This is a genomic window from Streptomyces sparsus (genome assembly GCF_054776295.1).
The window spans coordinates 1-1,837 of record NZ_BAAHCA010000947.1; the positions used below are offsets into that span (position 1 = coordinate 1).

Annotated in this window: 1 protein-coding gene; it reads left to right on the forward strand. The window is 74.4% G+C overall.

What is annotated here, in order from left to right; all coding sequences use genetic code 11:
- Positions 1 to 192: 192 nt before the first annotated feature.
- Positions 193 to 1,837 (forward strand): class I adenylate-forming enzyme family protein (locus ACYVE9_RS25205; protein WP_461030200.1); only part of this gene is annotated, 1,645 nt, incomplete at its 3' end.

Genomic DNA, 1,837 nt, shown 5'->3' on the forward strand with positions numbered 1-1,837 from the left:
CCGGCGGCCCGCCCGAGTCGGGGCGGGCCGGCCGGAACGCTAGGCAAACCCCTAGCGGAGACCTGGTGATACTGGCGCTGCGCACCCTGGTGCCGCCCCCGCGCGCGTGTCGGGGCGGCCCGGCCCGCCGGGTTCGAACGGCGCCCAGCACTTCCGTCTCCGATGCGATTGGACCCGACAGGCGTGAGCGACATGTCGCGTAATGAGCTGATCAGGCCGCTGCACGAGCTGCTGGCCCGCAACGCCCGCCGCCTCCCGGGCCGACCGGCGTTCAGGGACGCGCGTCGGGCCGTCACGTACGGGGAGTTGGAGGCGCGCACCCGCCGGCTCGCCGGGCACCTGGCCGACCTCGGGGTGAACCGCGGCGACCGGGTACTGCTGCGCATGGGCAACCGGGTGGAGATGGTGGAGGGCTACCTGGCCGTCGCCCGCGCCGGAGCCGTCGGGGTGCCCGTCGACCCGCAGACGACCGACGCCGAACTCGGGCACCACCTCACCGACAGCGGCGCCGTCCTCGTCGTCACCGAGGGCGCCCGCCTCGACCAGCTTCGGCGGGTCACGGCGGGCGGCCCCCCGGTTCGGGCCGTGGCCGTCGGAGCGGCCGACGGCCACGAGGCCGCCGGCACACCGCTGTTCGAGGACCTGGCGACGCTGCCGCCGGACGGCTCCGCGCGCGACGACCTCGACCTGGACGAGCCCGCGTGGATGCTCTACACCTCGGGCACCACCGGTCGGCCCAAGGGTGTGGTGTCCACCCAGCGCAAGTCGCTCTGGGCCACGGCGGTGTGCAACGCGCCCCTCCTCGGTCTGGACGAGCACGACCGCGTGCTCTGGCCGATGCCGCTCCACCACGCGGTGTCGCACAACATCGGCGTGCTCGGCGTGCTGGCGGTGGGCGCCTGCACGCACATCGTCGAAGGCGGCGCCGCCGACGAGATCATGCTGGCGGCGCGCGAGCACCGCACCACGTTCCTGGTCGGCGTGCCCACGCTGTACCGCCGCATGGTCGAGGTGGCGCGGGAGACCGGTGACACGCTGCCCGACCTGCGGGTCTGCATGGCGGCGGGCTCTCTCTGCCCGGCGTCGCTGCACGAGGAGTTCGAGGAGGCCTTCGGCATCCACCTCGTCGACAGCTACGGCAGCACCGAGACCGGGGGCGCGATCACCACGCACACCCCGGACGGGCCGCGCGTCCCCGGCTCCTGCGGACGGCCGCTGCCCGGGCTGACGCTGCGCCTGACCGATCCCCGCAGCGGCGCCGAGGCGGCCCCCGGCGAGGAGGGCGAGGTGTGGGTGAACAGTCCGGCCCTCATGGCCGGCTACCACAACGACCCCGAGGCCACCAGCGCCGTCCTCTCCGACGGCTGGTACCGCACCGGCGACCTGGCCCGCCAGGACGCGGACGGGTTCGTGACGATCACCGGCCGGGTGAAGGAACTCATCGTCCGGGGCGGCGAGAACATCCACCCGGGTGAGATCGAGCAGGTCCTGAGCCGCATTCCGGGAGTGGCCGACGCAGGTGTCGCCGGCGTGCGGCACCCCGTGCTCGGTGAGGTGCCGATCGCCTACCTCGTACCGGGTCCCGGCGGCATCGAACCGCAGCTGCTCCTGGAGACCTGCCGCCGCGAACTGTCCTACTTCAAGGTGCCCGACGAGTTCCGAACCGTCGACGAGATCCCCCGCACCGCCGCCGGCAAGATCGCCCGACGCCGACTCGCCGAACTGCCCGGCAGTGTGCTCACCGTCAACCCCTCGGTGGGCCTCAGGCCCGACTCCGCGGCCCCGGACACCCACGGGGCGCAGAGCCCCGGCGCCGGCCCCCGGCCCGCGGCGGGGG